The 22,276-nt window shown below is 55.1% G+C and carries 18 protein-coding genes; 6 read left to right on the top strand and 12 right to left on the bottom strand.

From position 1 onward, the window contains the following. From VK738_10955 to rlmB, 9 genes are all read right to left on the bottom strand, one after another. Positions 1-248 (bottom strand): hypothetical protein (locus VK738_10955; GenBank protein HTD23165.1); only part of this gene is annotated, 248 nt, incomplete at its 3' end. A gap of 12 nt (positions 249-260) precedes the next feature. Continuing rightward, on the bottom strand, positions 261-722 hold the full coding sequence (locus VK738_10950) for a hypothetical protein (GenBank protein HTD23164.1): 462 nt from the start codon (positions 720-722) through the stop codon (positions 261-263). A 70-nt stretch (positions 723-792) separates the two neighbouring features. Then, the gene (locus VK738_10945; protein ID HTD23163.1) at positions 793-2,913 is read right to left on the bottom strand and encodes an adenylate/guanylate cyclase domain-containing protein; all 2,121 of its coding nucleotides are present in this window, start codon (positions 2,911-2,913) and stop codon (positions 793-795) included. A gap of 163 nt (positions 2,914-3,076) precedes the next feature. After that, a complete protein-coding gene (locus tag VK738_10940; GenBank protein ID HTD23162.1) occupies positions 3,077-4,531 on the bottom strand; it encodes a hypothetical protein in 1,455 nt (484 codons plus the stop codon). Positions 4,532-4,688: 157 nt separating this feature from the next. Then, complete coding sequence (gene trpD, locus VK738_10935; protein HTD23161.1) at positions 4,689-5,735, bottom strand: anthranilate phosphoribosyltransferase; 1,047 nt, start codon at positions 5,733-5,735, stop codon at positions 4,689-4,691. A gap of 70 nt (positions 5,736-5,805) precedes the next feature. Beyond that, the gene (locus VK738_10930; GenBank protein HTD23160.1) at positions 5,806-7,236 is read right to left on the bottom strand and encodes an MBL fold metallo-hydrolase; all 1,431 of its coding nucleotides are present in this window, start codon (positions 7,234-7,236) and stop codon (positions 5,806-5,808) included. 128 nt (positions 7,237-7,364) lie between these two features. Continuing rightward, entirely contained in the window at positions 7,365-7,970 is a 606-nt protein-coding gene (locus tag VK738_10925) for a DinB family protein (GenBank protein ID HTD23159.1), read from the bottom strand. A 17-nt stretch (positions 7,971-7,987) separates the two neighbouring features. Next, complete coding sequence (locus VK738_10920; protein ID HTD23158.1) at positions 7,988-9,730, bottom strand: hypothetical protein; 1,743 nt, start codon at positions 9,728-9,730, stop codon at positions 7,988-7,990. Between the two features lie 170 nt (positions 9,731-9,900). Further along, complete coding sequence (rlmB, locus tag VK738_10915) at positions 9,901-10,638, bottom strand: 23S rRNA (guanosine(2251)-2'-O)-methyltransferase RlmB (GenBank protein HTD23157.1); 738 nt, start codon at positions 10,636-10,638, stop codon at positions 9,901-9,903. Positions 10,639-10,801: 163 nt separating this feature from the next. Here rlmB and VK738_10910 point away from each other — a divergent pair, with 163 nt between their 5' ends. The 4 genes from VK738_10910 (at position 10,802) to VK738_10895 (ending at position 15,134) form a co-directional block, all read left to right on the top strand. Beyond that, positions 10,802-11,983: an acetyl-CoA C-acetyltransferase gene (locus tag VK738_10910; protein ID HTD23156.1), complete on the top strand. Its 1,182-nt coding sequence runs from the start codon at positions 10,802-10,804 to the stop codon at positions 11,981-11,983. 117 nt (positions 11,984-12,100) lie between these two features. After that, on the top strand, positions 12,101-13,879 hold the full coding sequence (locus VK738_10905) for a TipAS antibiotic-recognition domain-containing protein (protein ID HTD23155.1): 1,779 nt from the start codon (positions 12,101-12,103) through the stop codon (positions 13,877-13,879). Positions 13,880-13,898: 19 nt separating this feature from the next. Beyond that, entirely contained in the window at positions 13,899-14,252 is a 354-nt protein-coding gene (locus VK738_10900) for a hypothetical protein (protein HTD23154.1), read from the top strand. A gap of 99 nt (positions 14,253-14,351) precedes the next feature. Then, complete coding sequence (locus VK738_10895; GenBank protein ID HTD23153.1) at positions 14,352-15,134, top strand: LytTR family DNA-binding domain-containing protein; 783 nt, start codon at positions 14,352-14,354, stop codon at positions 15,132-15,134. A 331-nt stretch (positions 15,135-15,465) separates the two neighbouring features. On the opposite strand, the gene VK738_10890 is transcribed toward VK738_10895, so the two are convergent. Next, complete coding sequence (locus VK738_10890; GenBank protein ID HTD23152.1) at positions 15,466-16,728, bottom strand: DUF1501 domain-containing protein; 1,263 nt, start codon at positions 16,726-16,728, stop codon at positions 15,466-15,468. Positions 16,729-16,868: 140 nt separating this feature from the next. Further along, complete coding sequence (locus tag VK738_10885; GenBank protein HTD23151.1) at positions 16,869-19,055, bottom strand: DUF1800 family protein; 2,187 nt, start codon at positions 19,053-19,055, stop codon at positions 16,869-16,871. Between the two features lie 240 nt (positions 19,056-19,295). Here VK738_10885 and VK738_10880 point away from each other — a divergent pair, with 240 nt between their 5' ends. Together VK738_10880 and VK738_10875 are read left to right on the top strand one after the other, a co-directional pair. Next, positions 19,296-19,703 carry a hypothetical protein gene (locus tag VK738_10880; GenBank protein ID HTD23150.1) on the top strand — a complete coding sequence of 136 codons (408 nt, stop codon included), beginning with the start codon at positions 19,296-19,298 and terminating at the stop codon, positions 19,701-19,703. A gap of 339 nt (positions 19,704-20,042) precedes the next feature. Continuing rightward, complete coding sequence (locus VK738_10875; protein ID HTD23149.1) at positions 20,043-20,366, top strand: hypothetical protein; 324 nt, start codon at positions 20,043-20,045, stop codon at positions 20,364-20,366. Between the two features lie 1,050 nt (positions 20,367-21,416). On the opposite strand, the gene VK738_10870 is transcribed toward VK738_10875, so the two are convergent. Then, positions 21,417-22,276 (bottom strand): HD-GYP domain-containing protein (locus VK738_10870; protein HTD23148.1); only part of this gene is annotated, 860 nt, incomplete at its 5' end.

Below are 22,276 nucleotides of genomic sequence, written 5' to 3'. Positions count from 1 at the left end.
GTATTACCCACCAGGTTCACATAGTTGGTCATGCTGGAATTGTTATAGAGCCCAAAGACATGGATCATCTTGGCAGCGGAGGCCCGTCCAACGGCTTCCTCCTGCTCGGGTGTCCACTCCTGAGTTGCTTCGTGAATTTGCCTGCCTTTGTTGATGCCGTTGAAGATGTCGCCGAACTGAGCCCGGGCAGGCAGTGTGCCCGCCAATAAAAGGAGAACAGTCGCGAAACATAGGTTGGTTTTATTCATGATCTCCTCTCCTTAACTTTTCTTAGGTGATGCCGTTTCGGTTTTGGCCGGGGCCGTGTTGAGCTTGCCTTCCTGGATAAACTTCTTCAGGGAAGATGCTTTTACACCAATAAAAGAAACCTGCTCGGCTTTGTTAAAGTCATCTCCCGTGGCGGGCTCTTTCAGCTTTTTGGCTTCGACTTCTCCGGACGGAGTCAGGCCAGTCAGGCCGTTGAATCCGGCACTCGCCGTATCGGATGTGTGGGAGGAGTGCAAAAGATTGATCTTCCCTGCACCAAACGGCGACTCATCTTTGTTGTTTTTATCTTTGTCCTTATCTTTGTCTTTGTCGGACTTCTTGTTCTTGTTTTTGTCGGTTTGCTTTTGCTGGTCGCCACTATTCTTGCTGTTCTCCTGGAAATAGGGAACGGCCCAACAAGATGCGCCTACGATGAGCGCTAACAACACAGTGAACGTGCGAGTGCTACGTTGCATAACTCCTCCAGGAGCGTAATTCGGGAAGGAATAGCATTAGACCACAAAAACCCTTCGCAAGCAGCAATTTTTAGCCTGAACTTAATCGAACTGGGTCCTGCTTGGCCAGCGGTTGTGGGGCGGTGGCATCCAGCCATTGCAGCTCATAAACCTGGGTTTCTACGGTTTTGCCCTTAACCTTAACTCCTCCCAGCGGGCGGACAATAGCCGCATCTCCCAGCCGCTCGCGGGTTTGTTCAGAAATAATGATATTGGTACCGAATTCTTTGTTCAGGCCCTCCAGCCGCGAAGCCAGGTTCACGGGATCGCCAATCACAGTAAACTCTACTTTCTTGCCGCTGCCTACATTGCCGAAGATCACATCGCCGGTATTGAGTCCAATGCCAATCGAAATGGGCTGGCGTCCCTCAGCCTTCCACTTCTGGTTCAGCTCCTCCAGCCGCCGCATCATTTCGAGCGATGCCTTGGCCGCCAACAACGCGTGGTTTTTCCCCGGCGTGAATGCCCCCCAGTAGGCCAGGATTCCGTCTCCGATGAATTTATCCACAATACCGTCATGCTTGAAGATGATCTCGGTCATCGCCGTCAGGTATTCATTGAGAAGTACGAGAAGCTCGGTAGGATCGGATTTCTCGGTCATGGTGGTGAAGCTGCGTATATCTGAAAAAAAGATGGTGAGCTCGCGCTTCTCTCCCGCCAGGTTGATCTCTTCCAGGTGGTTCAGGACGTAGCCGACCAGTTGCGGCGAGATGTAGCGGTCCAGTGTGCCACGCGTCCGGCGCAGCTCGCGTCCGGTGGTGGCAAACCGGACAACTCCCGCGGAAAAATAAGAGATCACAAGCGTGATCAGCGGGGCTGCTGTGGGCAGCCAGAAATTCCAGTGAGCGAAAAATATGTAGCTGATGGCCACGTACAGCGCGATGACGGCCAGCGCCACGGCGACGTCGGCGGAGGTTGAGCGGACAAAAACCAGGATCACGACACCCGTGGCAGCCATAAGCATAATCAGGATTGGAGACAGCCATGACGGCGCCGGCCTGATGGTATCGGCGTGCAGCAAGTTATCGATTGCGGTCGCGTGCATCACGAAGCCAGGGACTGCGTCAGCGAGCGGGGTGGGATGGTTTTCGTAGCTGCCAACGGCGCTGGCGCCAATGATTACAATCTTGTCATGAAAATATTCTGGAGCATATTTGTTAACTTTGTCGTTGCACCATGAGGGCGATATCGAGCAGACGATGTTCCAATAAGGAATCCTCTCATAAGGGAATTTGCCCGGGTCGCATTTTTCCTGCAGGCAAATCCCAGCTTTGCGGTTGCCATGCCAGCGCAGCAGCAGGCCATCGTCAGCTCCGAGCCGAATCGTAGGAGAGTTGCTGTTAAGCTTGAATCCGCCGGCCACCCAGCGGGTTGAATCATCGTGCTTTTCGATGAGGCGAACCGTTCGCAATGAAAGCGAATCGTAGGCATGACTGCCGACAACAGATTCCAAATGTACGTGGCGAATCTTGCCATCGTCATCCAGATCGGCGTTGGTGGATCCTAGACCCGCGGCCGCACTGGCCAGCGGCTCGAAAGGGATATTCAACAGATAATCCAGAGGGTGGTCTTTCGCGCTGATCGACAACCCGCGGCCTTCGGTTGCGGGAAGAGAATCGGCATCCAACAGGTCCCACTGCTTCAACACTCTGGTGTAGTCGGCACTATCATTCTTGCCTTTCCCAGGCGCACTAATGGTGAAGCCAATCACCACATTACCGGCAGCTTTCATATTTTCGGCGAATTGTCGGTCAACTTCTTCGCCGGATACCGTCATGGTTGTGTGTTGGTTCTCATCTTTTTTCTCAAAGGCGCTGTCCGGGCCGCTGAACATCACGTCGAATACCATGGCGCGCGGTTTACCGTGAGAGAGGTATTTGACCGTTTCAGACCAGACGATGCGGCTAGGAGGCCAGCGGCCAAAATTTTGCTTGAAAGCATCAAAGCTGGGATCATCCACATCCAGGATCACAATATCCGGGTCGCCGGTATTGGGCTTGGCTGAGAGGCTCATGCGGGCATCGTAGGCGTCGTCTTCCAGCCAACCAAAGGCGCCGACTTGATTCAGAACTATGACCAGCAGGGCCGTGCCGGCCGCGGCCAGAATCGCTCCGCGCAGGAAGACCCGTCGTGTCCGATCAAGGTAAGCCATGGAGTATTGAGCAAGAGCTTATCTGAAGTTAGCAGATTTTAGGCAGAGAAACATGCCTTAGGAGATGAAACTGTGCAAGGCGCAGTCTGCCAGCGCGCCAATCCTACAATTTCGGATCCAGTGCCAACCAAGCCTGCCTCTTAACAGATTAACGTTTCATGACTTAATGTTTTTGGGGCTTAATGCTTTTTGGTTGATGAGTACCCGGCTTAGCCGGGGCGGCAGCTTTTATCGGAGTAGCCGCTTTAGCCTGGCGCACCTCGCCTTTTTGCATGATGAACATGAAAGGGTTGGACGTGTAGTCGGTAAACAAGCCCGCCACATTAATTTCTGATCCTTTTGCCGGAGGCAGTTTTAACGGCTTCGCCAGAGTGATCTGCAGATCGGGTATGTTGGCTTTCTGATTTTCTTCCGTGATCGCCGCCTGGATGGTGTGTTTCGTAGTGGAGATGACCTTCACGGAAAGCAGCAACTTTACAGCGTGATTTTTCGGCCCTGCATTCTTATGTTTCGCCTTTTTCAGCCGGGTCTCCTGCATCTTTTGCTTGTCTTGAATAAACTGCCAGATCTTGTCGGCTGCCGGTCTGGCCTCACGCGAACAGTCGCGGTGTGAGAGCACCATCTCCCAGTCGCTGAAAGAGAGCGTGCCCGGATCATTCTGCTCGGCCACAGTTACGATCAGTGCGCAATCGGTAAGTTTCGGCTTGATGGTAAAATTCGCAGGCACAGACGTCTGGCTGGCGGCTGCGGCCACAATTTGATTCCAGCCCTCATCGCTGCCGTGATAGTTGCGGTAGTTGGCTTTACCGTAATCGTCGAGCTGTTGTGCAAGTTGATCATTTTTCTGGGCTTCATTCTGCGTTTGGGCCAGGGTGATTGCTTTGGCCAGGTACCAGAAGCCGTTAAGGTCAATGGGTTTCATCTGTAAATCGGCGGCGCCAATTCGGGAATAATTCGCGATGCTGGGATCGGCTTCGATTATTTTCAGGTAATGGTCCCGCGCGCCTGCGTAGTCCCCGGTCTTGAGATCAGCGAGTGCCGCCGCGCTGTTAAAGATCATCATCATCTGCGTGCGCTGATTGTCGTATTGCTGCTGTGGCATATCGCACGGTCTCTGCCATGTCGCGAGTGCCTGCAATCCTCTTTGGGCTTCATCACAGGCTGTGCCGGCTGCTGCGGTGTCTCCGTTTTCCAGTTTGAGAAGGTTCGCGTAGGCATCAATCGCTAACGTGGTGACGTTGTTCGAGTCAAGTTGCAGGATATGTTTGGTCGTTTCCTCCACCTTGACCGGATTATTGGCGTCCTGGTACGCCGCTAGTGCCTTCTGCAGCGCAGGAATTTTAGCGACGCTGTTGGGATACTGGAGGATGAAAGCCTCCAGCGCTGCGGCTCTCCGGGCGGGGTCTGGTGTGTTGACCGCCGCGTTGTAAGTGTTGTATTCAGCGGGATCGTCTATGGATTTCTCTTGAGCACAGAGTTCCGCGCTCTGGATCGTGCCCGGCTGGAGCGCACTTTGCTGCTGGTTCTGGTTTTGTAGATTCTGGCTCTGAGAGTACGTACTCCCCTGCGCTAAGGCAGTCGAAAGCACAAGCACAAACGTGACAAGCAGCTTTTTCATAAATGGCTCCTTAAAATTCCGATAGCAGAATCTATGACTACCACTTAGGATCGAGCCAGTATGAAAAGCTGCAGAAACATCCTCCAAGCGGAGGCTAAGATGCCACTTTCAACAACAGACACCGGTACCTCTTATTTTGTTCCCTATTTTTTTTGTTTTAAGAGCGGTTGGTAAACGACACCAATTTTTCCAGCTTTTCCCGTGCGGCCCCGGAATCGAGCGACCGGGCCGCTATGGGCAGGGCGTCATTGATAGTTTCAGCTTTTCCTGCAGCCATCAGCGCGGCTGCGGCGTTCAGCAGGACCACATCGCGCCGGGGTGACTTCTCACCTTTAAGGATCGCGCGCGCGATTTCAGCGTTGACCTGTACATCGCCGCCTAAGATTTCTTTCAGCGGAGCACGCTTCATTCCAAACTGCTCCGGAGAAATTTTGTAAACCAGGAGCTGGTGCGGGCGTGCATCGGCGACTTTAGTTTCGTCGGTGATGGTGATTTCATCCAGTCCGTCGCTGCCGTGCACCACCAGTGCGCGCGCTACTCCCAGCATGCGAAGCGCGGCTGCGAGTTTTTCAACCAGCGATTCCGCATAAACACCCACCACTTGTGCCGAGGCACCGGCCGGATTGGTCAAAGGCCCCAGCAGGTTGAACACAGTTTGCAGGCGCAATTGACGCCGTGCCGGCTGGGCATACTTCATGGCCGGATGCATCGCCTGGGCAAACAAAAAGACAATGCCCGCCTCCTGAAGACAATCTCCCATGCGGTCAGCGGGCATGGCGATGTTGACGCCCAACGCCTCGAGTACATCCACCGAGCCGCACTGCGAGGTCGCACTGCGATTGCCGTGCTTGGCCACGCGCACGCCGGCCCCAGCCACCACCAGGGCGGTGACCGTGGAGATGTTGAATGTTCCGCTGACATCGCCGCCGGTGCCGCAGGTGTCTACCAGAGCATCGCCGGCTGCAGGAGTGGAAGTTTCCGGACGAATCCCAAGAGCAAGCGGAGTTGCCGCACTGCGGATGGCTTCAGCAAAGCCTACAATCTCTTCGACCGTCTCGCCCTTCATGTGCAGTGCGACTGCCAGTGCTGCCACCTGCGCATCCGTCGCCCCGCCCTTCAGGATTTCACCCATCACCCCGCGCGCTTCCTCGCGCGTCAGTGACGCTTCGTGATTCACCAATTTGTGCAGCGCTTCAATAATCATTGGGTATAGAAATAAGGTATCAGAGTCTATCTGCGTAATCTGTGAAATCGGCAGTAGGTGTTTGCATCAGCTAGAGCTCCACTTTTCCCATGTACTGCGCTATTTCCACCTTCCATTTCAGCGAGGATGTCATGGCTTGTTGCAATTGCGAAGCGGCCGCCGGTTCGCCGTGCACAAGATAGGTCACCGCAGGCTGTTTCTTGAAAGTGCGCAGCCACTCCAGCAGTTCAGGCGTGTCGGCATGGTCGCTGAACTGCTCCAGCGCCGCAACCTGGGCGCGGATCGCAATCTCCTGTCCGAAAATCTTCACGGACAGAGCCCCGCTCTTGATGGTGGCGCCGCGTGTTCCCGGGGCCTGAAAGCCGATGAACAGCACCAGATTTTTAGGATCAGGCAGGCGTTGCGCCAGGTGGTGCTGGATTCTGCCTCCAGTCACCATGCCGCTCGAGGAGACGATGACCATCGGATAATGTGAATCGTTGATCTTCTTGGAATCCTCGACTTTGGTGTCGAAGAAAAAGTTTTTCCAGGTCAACGGTGAACCGTAGCGTGCGATCAACTGCTTGGCCTCTTCGCTGAATTCCTCTGCATGTTTCATGAAAATGTTGACCGCCTGAATAGCCATCGGGCTATCCGTATGCACCGGGATGTGTGGAATCGCGCCTTGTTCCATCAGGTCTTTGATCATGAACAGGATTTTCTGCGTACGCTCGACGGCGAAGGCGGGGATGATTATGGATCCACCGCGCACGACCGTGTCTTTAATAAGCTTGGCGAGTTCCGGTCTCGGGTCCGTCGTTGGATGCTGCCGGTTGCCGTAGGTGGATTCCATTACCACCAGGTCCGCCGATTCGCCTTCCGTGGGGCCTGAGTGGACAACCTTACCTGGAGCAATCGTAGTGTTACGCACGCGGCCAACGTCGCCGGTAAAGAGCAATGAGCGTGTGCTGCCATTGAGCTTAGCGGTAACTTCCACCAGGCACGATCCCAGAATGTGAGCGGCGCGCACAAAACGAAAGCTGCACTCCGGACTGAGTTGCGTCGTCTGCCCGTAATTTACCGGCTTAAAATACTCGAGCGATGCCTTCGCCTCTTCAGAGGTATAGAGCGGCAGTGCCGGCGAATGCCGTGAAGATTTCACTTTGTTGTGAAAAGCCGCGTCTTCTTCCTGCAGGTGTCCGCTGTCGGGCAGTATGACAGCGCACAGATCAATCGTGGCCGGCGTGGCGTAGATCGGGCCGCGAAAGCCGTCTTTCACCAGGCGCGGAATCCAGCCGCAGTGGTCAAGATGCGCGTGGGTCAAGATTACAGCTTCAATTTCGCGAGGTGGAATGGGTGAAGGCTGCCAATTGCGCTCTCGCCATTCCTTTTGTCCCTGAAACATGCCGCAGTCAATCAGCACCTGCAAGCCGTTTTTTCCGGTCGTGTCGCCGGAGCAGTTCAATAAATGTTTGGAGCCGGTGACCGTCCCCGCCGCGCCCAGAAATTGGATGTATGCCATTCGTCTCCTTAAAAAAGCCGCGCTTTAAGTTTGATAGATTTTTAGAAGGTAAGCCTAATGGCTCCCGGGCAAATGTGCAATCATACGTGGATCTATTTGAATTTTAGGGCATGTCTGAATTGTCATTCCTAGCTATTCGGAAAATCCGGATGCTTGCGTACCTCATTCGCCTGCCACAGGTGGCGGCGCGCATGAGCAAGCAGGACTCCGAAGCCTTGTCCCAGGCTGAGCTTAATCAGCTTCAATAACGGCGAACGAAATTTTGCCCGCCCCAAATCCACTCCGTTGGCCTGTGCAATCAGTTGCAGAAGGCGATCATGTGCAGCGTTGAAATCCTGTAAGCCTTTTTCCAGCGGCTGTTCCGGCGGTGGCGTAATGCGCGCAGGATTTTTCATGCGCCTTGTCGGCGGTGCATCCATAGAGCGCACGAACCAGTTTCCAAACCATCCGTAATGAAAAGGACCATTGCCCACCAGCCCCTTCTTGCGCGCTTCAGCGATGCAGACTTCGAGAGTGGGAAAATAGACTTCAGCGCCCGCAACGATATGCCCCAGGCACTGCGCCATGGACCAGCGTCCCGGCCCGGGATGCCAATTGTATTGCGCATCGCTCAATCCTCGGACCAATGCCGCCGCCTGTTCTTTGATTTGCGCGATCTGGCGCTCGTCTTCCGCCAGCTCAGGATTAACGGTCAGCTCAGGATTCAGAGGGGAAATTGTCGGTGCCGCATTCATGGTGAAAATTCTACTCCTTACTCTGAACGGCTCGTACTCTCGAGTTTGATATCCGCCGAATTATTCTTGCTGTCGGTTTCCGGCACGCTGCCGTCGTTCACCGTCACCGTTTGCGGTTGGTTCTGCGTCGTAATGCGGATCGAAGCCTTGCCACTAGCCGGCACCAGCAAACGTTTGACGATGATTTCTTTATTGGCAGCGGTAAGGGTCAATGGAATTTCCGCGCCGGCATCGCCTAAGTTCTCCACGGTAACCGTTACCAGAAATCCGTTCGCAGCTCCGGAATTCAAAACCGGGCGCGCATACGTGGATGCCACGTGGAAATCGGGCAATCCGCGGTCACGATAAACCCAGTCATTGAAAAATCCATCCAGGTTTACCGGTGCACCGCTGATTTTTGCTTCTGCTTCCAGCAGGTGCTGAAGATACGCAGGGTCAGTGTCTTCTTCGGGGCGATACTTCCCCAGCGCGTGCTGCAGGACTCGGTCGCCCAGAATGTCGCGCAACATCCACCACACGTACATCGCTTTACTGCGATACAAGACCTCGTCGTTGCCTGCGGTTAGCGAGGTAAACGTAATCGAAACCGGTCCGGGATGAGCTTGCCTGGCAATCGCGACGTTTTCATTCTCGTCGTCAATGAGCCCGGGCAACTGTTGTGCCATGTAATCGAGGGCGGCGGCATGGCCATCCTGGTTTTCGATTTGGAGCGCTTGCGCAAAGTGGGCGAGTCCTTCGTAAATCCACGGTCGCGGAGAAGCAAAAGCCGCGTGCGTGAATTGATGGACCAACGTTAACCCCGCTGCTCTCGGGGCCCTTCGCAGCGGAGTAAACAGCGCCTCGCCACTTTCCCAGGGAGCGTCGTGCTCATCGGGCAGACCAAGAATCAGAACTCCGCGTTTACTTGGGCCGAACCATGTGTTCACCAGGGCTTCAGCAGGCTTCATCAACGGCGCATAATCGCTGGCGGCTTGCGCCTGATCGGCAGGATAGATGATGGCGGCGTTGACACCCTCTGCCGATAGTTTCTCCAGTGCACCCAACACAAAGCTGGGAGTGCTGTAGCCCACCGTAACCGCAGGAAAACTGGTACAACTCAGCGCCGGCACTTCTTTTTTATTCGCGACAGTCTGCCGGGTAAGACTTTGTACAGAGCTCCCAAAAACCATCAGTTCGCTTTTTGGATTTGCGCTTGTAACACACGCCTCCAGCTTGAATTGCGAAGAGACCTCGCGGTTTTTCCACCTCTGCGTTACCAGGGAATACGATGAGCCGTCGGAGATCGAGACCGCATCCATCGCCACCGGATACCAAAGCACGAAGCCTGCGCCGCGTACAGCCGAAAAGTTCTCGGCAATCTCATCCCAATCGTTCCCCGCGGCAACATCTTTCGGTGCGCCCGCCTGTTCTAGGCGAGTTGAATCCTTCTTGATCGTGCCGCCGTAACTGATCTCCAGCTCCACCGTCCCTTTGGGCGGAATATCTTGCGGAAACGTAAGCACCGCCTCGGAGAGCTGGCCGGTATGGTCCACGTCGGAAATGATCGAGTGCGTAACATGCAAAATCGTCTTTCCATTGATCTGGATAGATTTCCAATCGAGCGAAGAAGATATCTGCAGCACCGTGCTGTGTTGCGGCTGATCAGAGTCATTGCGTAACACAACTTTTCCGTCCGCGGCGAAGCCGCTGGTAGCGGGGTTAATCTGCACCTTCAGGTCGTACTGTGTAAAGGTGAAAGCCCCGCGGTCAAGCGCGCACACCGGCAGCGCCGATAACAAGCAAAGAATAAGATGCGCAATACGAAACTCGAAACTCGGAACTCGAAACTTGAGCCGTTTTACGGGCGTGAGCGAAGCGGGAGCCCGCAGGCGAAATCCTGAGCGAGCACAGCGAGTCGAAGGATCTGGTTCTCGAAACTTGAAACTGTTTTTCACTTCTTTTTCGCCCGCCTCTGCCGCACGATTTCATACATCACCACCCCGGCCGCCACCGAAACATTCAGTGAAGGGACGCTTCCCAGCATGGGAATCGAAACCAGAAAGTCGCATTTTCTCCGCACCAGGTCATGTAGCCCCTTGCCCTCGGCCCCCAGGATAAGGGCGCAATCCATGTTGTAATCAATCTGGTCGTAGGTCTGTTCGCCGCGCTCATCCAGTCCCACCGTCCAGATATTTTGCGATTTTAGCTCTTCCACGCTGCGGGCAATGTTGGTGACTCGCGCAACCGGAATATGCTCTGAAGCTCCGGCAGAAATTTTGGCTACGGTCCCGGTCACGCCGGCGGCGCGCCGTTCTGGGATGACCACGCCATCCACCCCGGCGGCCTCGGCCGTGCGCAGGATTGCTCCCAGGTTGTGGGGATCTTCCACACCATCGAGCACCACAACCAGCGTGTGCTCGCCGCGTTTGTTGGCCACCACGTCTTCGAGGTCAGCGTAAGCTTTGGCGGTAATGCTGGCTACCACGCCCTGGTGTCCGGCGGTGTGCGCCATGCGGTCGAGATGGTGACGCGGCTCAAAGCGAATAGGAATACCCGTGGCGCGGCACTGGTCAATAATGCGTTGCAGTTTCAGGTCGCTGCGTTCGCGAGCGACGGTAACGTGAGAAATACTTTTGGCGCGCGATTTGAGCGCTTCGCCGACAGCATGCAGTCCATAGATAAAATCCACATTTAAGAGTGTAAAAGAAATGGCGGGGAATTTTCATCTAAGAGGTTGCCAACGCCAGTTTCTTGGCCACCGAGCTCAATTACAGCTAGAAGCTAGTAGCTAGTGGCTTGAACGGCAACAGAGTACCGAGTACTGTGTATTGGATACTAAAACCGGGAACTCAATGCAAGAAGTCTTCATCCTCTCCGCTGTGCGCACGCCGATTGGGAAATTCGGCGGATCGCTAGCCACTCTCTCTGCCGCCGATATGGGAGTCGTTGCCGCCAAAGCTGCCATTCAGCAAGCTGGGATTGATGTGCAGCAAGTGGAAGAGACAATTTTCGGCAACGCTCGCCAGGCTGGAGGCGGACCGAACGTCGCCCGCCAGATTTCCATCCGCAGTGGTGTTCCCAAAGAAGTTCCTGCTTACACCGTGAACATGGCCTGCGCTTCAGGCATGAAATCCATTGCACTCGGTTTTGAAGAAATCGCGCACGGCAACCTGGAATGCGTGTTGGCTGGCGGGACTGAATCTATGTCGCGCTTGCCCTACTACCTTGATGGCGCGCGCTGGGGATTGCGCATGGGCCACCAGGAGCTGGTGGATGGCATGTACCGCGACGGATTCTTCTGTCCTATGGCTAAACTGCTGATGGGTGAAACCGCCGAGGTGCTGGCCGAGCAGTACAAAATCACTCGTGAAGAGCAAGACCAGTTCGCCTTGGTCTCGCAGCAGCGCGCCGAAAAGGCGCTCGAGGAAAACAAATTCGCGGCAGAGATTGCCCCTGTGACCGTAGCGGGCATGAAGGGAAGCGCGATCATCAACCGCGACGAGCACCCCTTCCTGGGTGCGACATTAGAAAAAATGGCGAAGCTGCAACCGGTATTTTCCAAAAATGGAACGGTTACTGCCGGTAACTCTTCCGGCATCACCGATGGAGCCGCCGCCATCGTTCTGGCCTCAGCAGCTTTTGTGAAGAAAAATAATCTAAAGCCGCTGGCAGCAATTTCAGCCGTGACTTCGGCGGGTGTTGATCCCAGAACTATGGGCATTGGCCCGGTGCCGGCAGTTCATAAGATGGAGCAGAACAACGGTCTGAAGCTTACTGACTTTGACCTGATCGAACTCAATGAAGCCTTCGCCGCTCAAGTGCTGGCCTGTGATCGCGAGCTGCAAATGGACCGCAGCAAACTCAACGTCAACGGCGGCGCCATTGCCCTGGGGCATCCCATTGGCTGCACCGGCACCCGCATTACCGTGACTCTCTTACATGAAATGCAGCGCCGCAAAGCCAAACTCGGCCTGGCAACGCTGTGCGTCAGCGGTGGCATGGGCATGGCCATGGTATTAGAAAATGTGGCCTGAGGGCCCCTAAATCCTTCACAAACTTCACATTCAAGAATCCCAGCATAGCCCGCTATAAGATTGTGCTTGACTCTGACGTTGCGTCAGGCCCGAGCATGGTTGCGAAAGGGGGACCGAATGAGCAAGCTGTACCGGGTACACGAGTTCGCAGAGCTGGCCGGGGTCACGGTTCGGGCCTTGCATCACTACGATCGTCTGGGATTGCTCGAACCCAGGCGCACCGCAGCCGGCTATCGGGTTTACACTCTGCGCGATCTCGAGCGCCTGGAGCAGATTGTTGCGCTCAAATTCCTCGGGCTCCCTTTGAAGCAGATCAAGCTCCTTCTGGATCAGGATACCTTCCAGTTGTCCGACGCCCTGCACATGCAACGCACCGTCTTGGAAGAAAAACGGCGGTTGCTCGATCGCGCCATCAGCGCGATCGAGGATGCCGAAAAGGTCATCCTGTCCGGCAAGCCGGCCGACGCTGCTGTTCTCAAAAAAATCATCGAGGTGATTGAGATGCAAAACAGCACAGAAGTCATGAAGAAATATTTCAGCGAAGAAGCCTGGGTTAAATGGCAGGACCGCCAGGTGCATTGGCCTTCCCAGCAGTGGATCGAACTTTTCCGCGGTATCGAGGCTTCGCTCAACCAAAACCCAAACGAAGACCCGGCAGGCAAAAAGGGGCAAGCTTTCGCCGCCCGCTGGATCAAGCTTGGCCTGAGCGAGACTGGCGGCGATCCTGAAATTCAAGTTGGATTGCTAAGGGCCTGGGTAGACCGCCAGAATTGGCCGCCGGCGGTTCAACAGAAAGTCTCTGAGTTCGATCTCGAAAAGATCGGGGAGTTCATCAGCAAAGCGACCAGCAGCTACAAGAAGAAGTATTACAGCGACGAAGCCTGGACCAAACTACTGGAGCGCCCCCAGGAATCAAGAGAGCAAGCTTCTTTGGCCTGGTGTGAACTGTTCATCGAGGCTGGTGCCGCACTCGGTGAAAACCCGGCCGGTGAAAAGGCGCAAAGGCTGGCAACGCGTTGGATGGAATTAGTGGAGAGCTCGAGCGGCGGCGATCCAGACCTCAAGGCCGGCGCGCTAAAGGCCTGGGCCGATCGCCAGCATTGGCCGGCTGCCGAACGGGAACGCATCGCATCGTTTAATGTCGAAAAAATCGCAGACTTCATCAGCGATGCCCTCGTTAGCTACAGAAAGAAGTATTACAGCGACGAAGCCTGGGCCAAAATGATGGAGCAGCGAAAGCAGTCTGCGCCGGAAGCAAGAGTGCAGGTTGCACAGGCGTGGTCCGATTTGTTCCGCGACGTAGAAGCTGCGCTCGGCGAAGATCCCGCCGGTGAAAAGGCGCAAGCCCTCGTTGCGCGCTGGAAGGAGTTGACCGAGAGTTCGACCGGTGGCGATCCTGAGATCAAAGCCGGCGCCATGAAAGCCTGGGAAGACCGGCAGAACTGGCCAGCCTGGCACAAGCAGAGCATGGGCCTGGTCAATCATGACAAGATCGCTGAATTTATCGGCAAAGCCTTCGCCGGGCCTATCGTGAAGTATTTCAGCGATGAAGCCTGGAGGAAATGGGTGGAACGGAAGCAAACCACACCGGAATCGAGGCAGCGCTCTGCTCAGGTGCAAAGAGATCTCTTCCATGAATTTGAGGCGATGCTGGGTGAAGATCCCGCCGGTGAAAAAGCGCAAGCCCTGGCAGCGCGCTGGATTGGATTCTTTGAAGCCGAAAGCGGCAGCGATCCAGACATCAAAGCTGCCTGGGAGAAATTCTGGAAAGATCGCTGCAATTGGCCGGATACACTCAAGCAGAGAATCGTCTCAGGCTTGCGAATAGATTCGGAGACTTTTGATAAGGTCGCCGATTTTATGGACAACGTTCTTGCATGCCGCAGGACATCATGAGATACAAGAGTGATAAAGAGTGAATGAAGAAACAATAATTTTGTATCGTCCGGTCGGGCCGAAAGAGCTGGAACTCATCGCGGCCATTGGTTTCAAAGAGTTTCCTCCTCGTCTGCCCGACCAGCCGATTTTCTATCCGGTGTTGAACGAGGAGTACGCTCGCCAGATTGCGCGCGATTGGAACGTTAAGGCCAGCGGTGCTGGCTACGTGACCCGATTTGCCGTGCGCAGCGAATTCCTCGCGCGTTACCCGGTGCAAAAGGTGGGCAGTTCGATCCATCAGGAATTATGGATTCCGGCAGAGGACTTGGCCGAGTTCAACCAAAACATCGTGGGAAAAATTGAAGTGATTGCTGAATTTAAAGCCGTGTGATCCCAAAGCTTATGTTCCTCTGCGTACCTCCGCGTGCTCTGCGGTGGATCCTCTTGGCATTGACGCTCACAAAAAGCGCTCACTATACTTATAGAGTTCATGCCACTTTCTACCCTTATCGTAGATGACGAACAGCTTGCCCGCGACGAGCTCGCCTACCTGCTCAAATCCGTAGGTGATGTGGAAGTGGTCGCGCAGGGCAAGAACGGTGTGGAGGCGGTGAACCTCATCAAGGAACACACACCTGATCTGGTTTTTCTCGATGTGCAGATGCCCGGCCTCGACGGCTTTGGCGTGATCAAGCGGCTCATTGACAGAAAGGTTACACTGCCGCAAATCGTCTTTGCCACCGCCTTCGATCAATACGCGGTCAAGGCATTTGAAGTGAATGCGGTTGACTACCTGCTGAAACCCTTCGACAAAAAACGCGTTGCGCTGGCCGTGCAAAAGGCCCGCAAGAACCTGCAATCTGATCCGCCACTGAACCAAAGCAGCACGCTCGATTCGCTGGTCAAGATGCTGGAAGCGCAGATACCGCAAAGCCAGGTGTCAAAAATCATGTTGCGTAGCGCCGGGCGCATGATTCTTGTGGACCAAAAAGATATCTGTTTTGCTTCCATCGAGGATGGCGTGATCACCGTCGTGACCGCAAACGCCGAAGGCCACTCCAACTGCCGCACCCTGGAAGAGCTGCTGGAGTCGCTTGACGGCAACCTCTTCTGGCGGGCGCATCGCTCGTTTTTGGTGAATATCAATCGCATCCGCGAGGTTGTGCCCTGGTTCAAGAGCTCCTATCAGGTCAAGATGGATGACAGAAAGCAGACCGAAATCCCCGTCAGCCGGGCCCAGACGAAAAGATTAAGGGAACTGTTCAAGCTTTGAAGCGATCTGTTCTTCGTATTACCAACCCCTTCTACAAGTTACAGGTATTTGCTTCGGAACTGAATGCCAGTTCATGTTAGCGGGAAAATTCCCGCAATGGGATTAACCCGCAATGGAATTGTCATAATTTTGTCAAAACTTGCATCAAGCATGTGCATTCATCAAAAAATGCGGCATCATAGTCTTCATACTTGTCTAGTTTAGGAAGGGTGGCTATCTGAGAGAGGATGGCTACCGTTCTGTAGTAGGACTAGGCAGGTTGACTCGGGCCTCGATTCGATGCCGAGGCCCGAGCAAGTGTCTTTATAGTGTTGAACGCGGAGTACCGTTTTTACACAAATCCCAGAAAATTCTTCTCGGAATTATCAAACCCGGGGAACACCGTATCCAGCTTGTGATTTCCCACGTGGCGATAGACGCCCTCGCCCACCACGCGGCGGAAGTCAGTCGTAATGGCCAGATCGCGGTTCTGATAGAGCTGCTCGTTTTCCAGGCCCGGCCATTTGCCGTAGACCTTACCGCCCTTTACTGGGCCGCCAAGTACGAACATTACGTTGGCGTGTCCGTGATCGGTGCCGCGGTTGCCGTTTTCGCGTGCGGTGCGGCCAAACTCCGACATGGTGATAATCACCGTGTCTTCGGCCAGGTCGCCCAGATCGGTCCAGAAAGCAGCGATGGACTGCGAGAAGTCGCGCAGCAGGTTGGTAAGCTGCGGCACCTCGTTCACGTGATGGTCCCAGCCGCCGATATCGGTGAATGCAACTTCCACGCCCAGGTTAGCTTTCAGAAGCTGTGCGGTTTGGCGCAAGCGGTCGCCAAACACTCCGCGAGGATAGTTCGCTCCCGCCGCCGGCTGATATTTGTTGGGATCGGTGGCCTTCAGCATCTTCACCGCTTCAAAGGTCTCATTGCCGGTGCCATGCAGCACACTATCTACCGACTGCGCGTACATGGATTCGAAAGTGCTTCCCATCGCCGCAGCGTTAGGAGCGCGGCCCCCGACGCCGAAATCATTCACATTGTTGATGGCCACGGCCGGAATCGTGCCTGAGAGAATTCTGGGCAGGGAATTGCCCAGCGCCACGGCGCGGAAGGGCGAATTCGGATCACTCTTGCCCGCGGCGGCAGCCATCTCTTCGTGCAGGCAGCGGTTGAGCCAGCCATCTTCTGTGGCTTTCACGCCGGGCGTGCCCGATTCCATGTAGTCTTGCGCGTCAAAGTGCGAGCGAGTTTCATCCGGCGAGCCTGAGGCGTGGATAATCGCCAGATGCTTCTGGTCCCACAGCGGCTTGAACGCCGCCAACGACGGATGCAGCCCGAACAGGCCATCCAGGTCAATGGTCGAATCCAGGGTATTCTGCGGACGTGGAATAGCAATCGTCGGGCGCATGGCATAGTAATTGCGCTCGCCGTGCGGTACTACAATGTTTAATCCATCGGCGGCGCCGCGTTGGAAAACCACCACAAATTTCTTCTTGCCGCGTGGGCTGCTCTCTGCTCCATAAACTGCACGCGCTAAAAACGACGGTACGGCGGTGGTCGCCACCATGGCCAGGGCGCTGTTGCGCATGAAGACTCGGCGCGTAATTGACATAACAAACCTCGCAAACTGCTAGCCCGCAGCTAGCTGGAAACGTTTCTGGTTATTTCTAACCCAATTCTCGTCTTTTAGTTCTTTCCATCGGATTTCTTAAAAATCAAAAATCAAAAATCGTAAATCGTAAATCGTACTTCCTACCTTCTCTGAAACTCCGGCGAACCCAGAATGAGCCCGGCAATAACACCCACGTTAGGCGGTCGCGCCGGATCGTCGAGCTTGCGTCCCGTGACTTTAGGATCAGACAACTGTTTGCTGATGGTTTCATGCGTCTGGGCTGAAATGTCTCCATCGAGCAGCGCCTGCTCGAGTACTGCTTGCGCGGCGGCGGCATCGGTCGGGGTGGTGCCGTTAAAGATATGTTGCTGGTCGATTTGGATACCGTTCAACCTGCCGTTGCCCAGGGCCAGGGCAAAGTTCATACGATCGAGCAATGCCGACGAATTGACCCAGGCTTCTTGTTTCATCGAGTAGCCTGTAGGCGGCTGCATACCGTAGAGAGGCATGCCCATGCGGTTGAGTGTTCCCACCAGCGGCTGGACGTTGCTCACGTCAGCGTTGGTAGCGCGTATGGAAGAGACCACAAACTCCAGCGGGGTCTTGACCTTGGCGCGGTAGGAATCGGTCGCCCAGAACTCAGGCGATTTGAACATGGTGCGCAGAACTTCCCGGATATCGCCATCGCTCTTCAGATACGTCTGCGCCATGCGGTCCACCAATGCCTGCGGAGGAGTGTCTGATACAAACCGCATCGCCAGCTTGCGCGAAATGAACTTGGCCGTCGAAGGACTCTTCGCCAGCATCTCAATCGCGCGCTCGCCTTCGTGCTGGCCGTCTTCCTTGATGGTCTGTCCGAGGAAGCTCTTGCTGCCGGGCTGGTGCATGTGTTCGTTGTATTCAAAGTCGCCGCCGCGCTGCGGTTCGCGGATCGTCCAGCCCGTCAGCACCTTGGCCAACTCGGTGACGTCTTTCTGCGTATAACCACCGTCTACACCTAAAGTGTGCAGCTCCATGATCTCGCGGGCGTAGTTTTCGTTCAGTCCCCGGCGCTGCTGCTGTGCTTTTTGCTGCTGTTGCTGCGGCCGCTGCTGTTGCTGCTGGGGTCTTCTTGCCTGCCCGCCGCCGAACGGTCTCCGTGGGTTAAATTTCCCATTCCCATTTCCGTAACGGCCCTGTCCGCGCAGCGCGACGTCAGAGTCAGGTCCAACACTCTGCCAGTTATCCAGGTAAAACAGCATCGCCGGCGACTGCGCCGTAGCCATCAGCAGGTCCTTAAACTTCCCAAACACATGCGGACGAATCACATCGCGCTCATACGCCGTGATCAGGTAGCGGTCCGGGCCCTTGTTGATGAACACGTTGAAGTGGTTGAACCAGAAGTCGGTCATCACTTCTTCCAGTTGGCGTTCGCTGTAGGCCGCTCGCAAAATCTTGCCTTCCTGCAACTCCAGCGCCACCACCTGCTGCGGATTATTCAACGCTATGAACGTCTCCCGCTGCTGCGGCGTAAGCTCGTTCAGCATCTGCTGGCGGTCGTCATTGCTGAGCGTGCGGTTCATGACCTGGCGCTCTTGCGGCGAGAGCTTCATGATGGCGGCATAGCGCTGATCGGAGGGAAGGTCCAGCAGCTCCTGCGCCTTCAACTCGGCGTACATGCGCGCCTCGCGCTGCTGCTGCTTTTTTTGCCGCACCGCGGGATCATCGGAATTATCGGCCGGGTCGGCCATATTGCCGTTGGCCATATTAGGATCGCCTGCCTGTTGATTTGGGGCCTGCGGATTCGGTCCCGGCTGATTGCCAGCCTGTTGATTGCCCGTCTGCGCCGGCGGATCCTGCTGCGCATTTTCGTTCTTGCGTTCCTGCAGCGCCTTGTAATTGTCGATTGCGCTCTGATAGATGGCGCGCTTCGCAGGATCAGAGGGCATATCCATCTTGCCTTCCGCCACTGCCCGGATAATCTGCGGCGGCGGGAAGTTATCTACAATGTCGTGCGTGCTCATGCTCAGGGTACGCAGCGGAGCCAGGCGCGTCTCCAGCGCCGAGTCATCAATCTTGTCAGGATGCAGTTGCTGATCGATCCACTTATCCACGCCCAGCTTGCTGACGCTATCCACGTCGCCCGGCCGCGGACCAAACGTCAGCCGGTTCAGCACATGCAGCGCGCGCTTTTCTTCTTCAATCTGCGGAATGCTCGATTGCGCCGAAGCTTTATTTGATTTTTTCTTTTTATCAGCGCCCACCACGAGAGATACACATACACTCAGCGCCAAAACAATCAATAGAAGGATGAACTTCCTGCTCGCTGAACTCGAACCTTGCGGCATAAGACCTCTTATATGTTTCGTCAGCACGGACTCTATCTCATGTTAAAACCCGTAGAAAGCGAAAAGTTGTGCCAGTTGCAACCGCTCGCATTCCGGCCGAGCCCACCGGTTCATCAGTAACTAGTTTAGTATCAATTAGTTATGGGGCATCAATGACAAGCGTGTTTTCCTTTGTGCCCTTGTCCTTGTTCCTTTGTGTCCTTTGTGGTTAAACTTCTTATCTTTCACAAGGAGGATGTCATGCACAGTTACCGTCTGATTTTGTGTGCATTGTTTTTGGGAGGGTTCTCATCTTTGGCATTGGCTCAGCAATCCTGCATCAAGGCGGAAACGCAGGAACATCGCGTTCCCGATTTCCGGGTTGCCGACGCCTGTGACCCGCAGGACGCCAAGCTGGTGATCATAGATGCCCTGCTGGCGCAGGCCGAATCCGAGCGCAAGACCAAGTGCCCCGCCTGTAAATGCCAGTTCGCCCAACCCTCGGTTTGCACCACAGCAATTCTGGATTGGCCGGCGCTCGACGCGAGGCTCCAGATCACTCCCATTCGCCGCCCCCAGTGCAAAAACGGCGTAGGCTGGCTGGTCGTGCTCACCGGCAAAGGATCAAGCGACCGCTTCCGGTCAGCCTGCAACTGCGTGCCCCAGTAAGAGAGTCTAACCACAAAGGACACAAAGGCTGGACACAAAGGCAAAGGGAAAAATCGGAAATCAAAAATCGTAAATCCCCCGATTACTCAATGACGCAATGACCCGATGAATTAATGGCGCAATTTCTTTGCGTCCTTTGTGGTTAGATTTTCCTGATCCGCGTTAATCCGTGAAATCCGCGGTTAGCTTTTGCCTTTGAAACTCGAAACTCGAAACCCGAAACTGCCTTTCAAGCCTCTGCGAACCCCTGCGACCTCTGCGGTTAAAGATTTTGCTTTTGCCTTACCGATTTGGAATAATACGCGAAAGAATAGCTCAGGTTTCGCGCTCACAAAACCCATGAAATACCAACTCGTCATCCAGTTCCCGGCTAGCTCCAGCGAAGATTTTGACCGTTTGGTCGCTTTCGAGGAAAGCCTGATGGAAGGTTTGGACGATTCTTCCGAAGTGGATGGCCATGATTTTGGCATGGGAGAATTTAACGTCTTCATTTTCACCGATGAACCCGCCAAGACCTTTGAAGGAGTCCAACAGATCGTCAAAAGCCAACCGCCGCCATATCCCATGCGAGTTGCGTATCGCGACCGGCCGTATAGTGATGGGGCAAACGAGAACTTCATAATTCTGTGGCCCCTGAACCTCAAAGAATTCAAGGTGATATAAAGGTCTCGCGTCGCCACCTATGGGGCTCTATAAAAGCAGTTTCAAGTTTCAAGTTTCAAAAGCACGACAAACCCGCCGAATGGTACCAATCTGATATCAAACCATTGACTCTTTGGAAGCCGCAGGCCATCATGGAGAAGCGGTTGAAGTAGTTGTCAGCTACCGGTTGCCAGTAAAACAACCGCAAAAGAACAGGGTGAGCCAAATGCGAGCGCCGGATGAGCGCGAGCAGTTGGCGAGGGCGTAGCAGCCTGGGTTTGGCTGCGGAGCCCTTAGACCCCGGGTGAGCCAAATGCGAGCGCCGGATGAGCGCGAGCAGTTGGCGAGGGCGTAGCAGCCTGGGTTTGGCTGCGGAGCCCTTAGAGTAAAGACGGCATTTCAGAATGCCGGGGGTTTATGGCCCCATCTGCTCTTTGAAAATTTAGCGCGACTCCGGATTCTGAAGACCGAGGATTGGAACTGTTTTTGATCACCCAGCAAGTCTCTCCTCTCATCTCGATTTTCGCCAATAATGACGGGGGTCAGACGCGGTTTTGGACACCCAAAACACCTGCCAGCAAGTGGGGGTGGGTCCTCCCGCAATCTTCCTGAAAATCAACTAGCCCCCAAGCGCGCAAGGGGGGTACCCCCCGGGAAGCCGTTTCGGGTTTCGAGCTTTGAGGAATCGTTTTGGCTGAATGCTGAGTGCTGACCGCTGAGTGCTATTCTCAATTCGAAAGGCCAACTGTATACGATTGACCGCAAACGACTTACGACTAGCCCCCAAGCGCGCAAGGGGGGTACCCCCGGGAGGCCGTTTCAGGTTTCGAGCTTTGAGGAATCGTTTTGGCTGAATGCTGGTGCTGACCGCTGAGTGCTATTCTCAATTCGAAAATGCCAACTGTATACGATTGACCGCAAATGGCTTACGACTAGCCCCCAAGCGCGCAAGGGGGGTGCCCCCGGGAAGCCGTTTCAGGTTTCGAGTTTCAGGTTTAATCAGCGTTGATCTGCGACGAAAGTCTTTTGCTTTTCTCTGTGCCTCTGTGTCTCTGTGGTGAAAGGCCGGCTTCAGTTCGAGAAAGCCCGTCCTTTGGTCTTCAACTCAGCCGTCAGGCGGTCAATTTCAGCGGGGCCGATGTTGCAGTTCACTTGCGGATCCAGGAAGCGCTTGCCCTTGTTCGTGGCCTCGCCGCGCGCCAGCATCAGCAGGCAATGGACGGCATCGGCGTCGAGTTGGGCGGGGGTGGTGCGCACTATCTCGTTGAGCGCCTTTTCCAGGGACATAGTCTTGCGGTACGGACGGTCGCTGGTCATGGCATCGAAGGTGTCGGCCACGGCGATGATGCGTACCGCCTGCGGGATCTCACGGTCATGCAGGTTGTCGGGGTATCCCGAGCCATCGGAGCGCTCGTGGTGCCAGCGCACTACGTCGGTAATCCCCGGCCAGGGAAACTGGATTCCGGAGACGATGCGATGGCCCACGACGGTATGGTCAGCCACCTCGCGAAACTCCTGCGGATCGAGCGGCGCTGCCTTCATGAATAAATGTTTATCCACGGCCACTTTGCCGATATCGTGCAGATATCCTGCGGCGCGCAACTCAGCGATCTCATTCGGATTAAGACCGAGCGCCGATCCCATCGCCGAGGCATAGCGCCCTACGCGCAACGAGTGCCGGCTGCTGCGGTACTCCTTGGCGTCTATGGCGCAGGCAAAGGCTTCCATCGCCTGGTCGCAGAATTTGTGGACGGAATCCAGCACGCGCAGATGCTCCACTACGCCATGCTGTAAAGACTGTGTCAGGTTGTGGTTGTGCACGGCCAGGGCCACGTAGTGCGAGAAAGCCGCGAGCGCGGCCATCTCCTCTTCGCCGTAACCGGTTGCGCCTTCGGTGCGTGATCCCAGGCCAACGATCCCAGCCAGCTTGG

The organism is Terriglobales bacterium (assembly GCA_035487355.1).
In the GTDB taxonomy this organism is placed as follows: Bacteria; Acidobacteriota; Terriglobia; order Terriglobales; family Acidobacteriaceae; genus QIAW01.
Note: the sequence above shows the minus strand (reverse complement) of the source record. Positions and strands in the feature narration are given on the sequence as shown.

Bases quoted from the DNA above. Each gene is read 5' to 3' on its own strand.
- VK738_10950 (HTD23164.1), bottom strand. From the start codon at position 722: ATGCAACGTAGCACTCGCACGTTCACTGTGTTGTTAGCGCTCATCGTA.
- VK738_10945 (HTD23163.1), bottom strand. From the start codon at position 2,913: ATGGCTTACCTTGATCGGACACGACGGGTCTTCCTGCGCGGAGCGATT.
- VK738_10940 (HTD23162.1), bottom strand. From the start codon at position 4,531: ATGAAAAAGCTGCTTGTCACGTTTGTGCTTGTGCTTTCGACTGCCTTA.
- trpD (HTD23161.1), bottom strand. From the start codon at position 5,735: ATGATTATTGAAGCGCTGCACAAATTGGTGAATCACGAAGCGTCACTG.
- VK738_10930 (HTD23160.1), bottom strand. From the start codon at position 7,236: ATGGCATACATCCAATTTCTGGGCGCGGCGGGGACGGTCACCGGCTCC.
- VK738_10925 (HTD23159.1), bottom strand. From the start codon at position 7,970: ATGAATGCGGCACCGACAATTTCCCCTCTGAATCCTGAGCTGACCGTT.
- VK738_10910 (HTD23156.1), top strand. From the start codon at position 10,802: ATGCAAGAAGTCTTCATCCTCTCCGCTGTGCGCACGCCGATTGGGAAA.
- VK738_10905 (HTD23155.1), top strand. From the start codon at position 12,101: ATGAGCAAGCTGTACCGGGTACACGAGTTCGCAGAGCTGGCCGGGGTC.
- VK738_10895 (HTD23153.1), top strand. From the start codon at position 14,352: ATGCCACTTTCTACCCTTATCGTAGATGACGAACAGCTTGCCCGCGAC.
- VK738_10890 (HTD23152.1), bottom strand. From the start codon at position 16,728: ATGTCAATTACGCGCCGAGTCTTCATGCGCAACAGCGCCCTGGCCATG.
- VK738_10885 (HTD23151.1), bottom strand. From the start codon at position 19,055: ATGCCGCAAGGTTCGAGTTCAGCGAGCAGGAAGTTCATCCTTCTATTG.
- VK738_10880 (HTD23150.1), top strand. From the start codon at position 19,296: ATGCACAGTTACCGTCTGATTTTGTGTGCATTGTTTTTGGGAGGGTTC.
- VK738_10875 (HTD23149.1), top strand. From the start codon at position 20,043: ATGAAATACCAACTCGTCATCCAGTTCCCGGCTAGCTCCAGCGAAGAT.